This window comes from Rahnella perminowiae (assembly GCF_019049755.1).
Classification (GTDB): domain Bacteria; phylum Pseudomonadota; class Gammaproteobacteria; order Enterobacterales; family Enterobacteriaceae; genus Rahnella; species Rahnella perminowiae.
In genome coordinates, this window is sequence record NZ_JAFMOS010000145.1 from 1 (window position 1) to 1,031 (window position 1,031).

At 48.0% G+C, this 1,031-nt stretch carries 1 protein-coding gene; it reads left to right on the top strand.

Going from position 1 to position 1,031, the window contains the following annotated elements; translation table 11 throughout:
• Positions 1-898: L-isoleucine 3(1)-dioxygenase (gene hilA, locus J1785_RS00780; protein WP_420803822.1), on the top strand; the 898-nt coding region annotated here is incomplete at its 5' end.
• Positions 899-1,031 lie beyond the last annotated feature (133 nt).

Consider the following 1,031-nt stretch of genomic DNA (forward strand, 5'->3'; position numbering starts at 1 on the left):
CGTCATGAGTGAGTTATTGGCTGAAAAACAGCAAAAGATGGTATTGTCCGGTTCAGTAAAAATAGGTTTTAGTTATTTAGAAACAGAGCCTGATAATGTAGATTTCAGCATTATCAAAAATATTATTCTGCACGGTCATCATCAGGGTAATGTTCTGTATATTATCCGTAATTTTGCGGATAAAGAAATCTGCCAGGATGTAGCAGAAAAGTTTAATCAGATGGTGAATCGCAACGGTGGTGGAAACCGCGCCGATGACGGTTTTGTTCTGACCAATCAGATTGGCGCCACGCAGTTTTCACGTAACGGTGAAAACTATATGGCGGAAGTGAACCGGGTAAACGCCAGTGTTGCAGAACTGATGTCCGTCGCGGACAGTTATGCCACCGAATCCCTGTTCCTCAACCGTACGCTGGAAGATTTATTCCTTGACGAAGGGATCCATTTTGGTCCGGCGCGTTATAAGAATTCTTACGCCTGTTTTGCCACGTTCCGTCGCTGGCTGGATAACGGTGTCATGTCGCTGATGCCGCATGAAGACCGCGCCCAGCTTAAGTTTGCGCAACAGGATGATTTTGAAATTGCCGATGCCATGACGGTGACTGCGTTTAATGTGTGCCTGGAAGCGGCGCAGGGCGGTGGCGAATTGAAAATGTGGAATCTCGATCCGGATGAGCCTTGCCGCGCCCGCTTTGGCGTGACGGACACCGGTTATCCCTATCCTCCGCACCAGTTGCAGGGCGTGGAATCCCTCTCAGTGCGACTGAATGCCGGGGATATTTACTTCATGAACGCCTGTCATCTGCACGGTGTCAGCAGCGTCAGTCAGGGAAGCCGTCTTACGGCCGGGCGCTTTATTGGCAGACTCAATAATAGCAAAGTGGTGTATTGGACATAACCGGAGCGAATTAATCATGGTGGTTCCTTATCTCTTTGTCCTGAATTAATAACGAGTCTTATATGGAATATGTTAATCATCTTGCGGCCGGGGGATATGCATTTATCCCCGGGAGTTATTATCAAACGTTGCC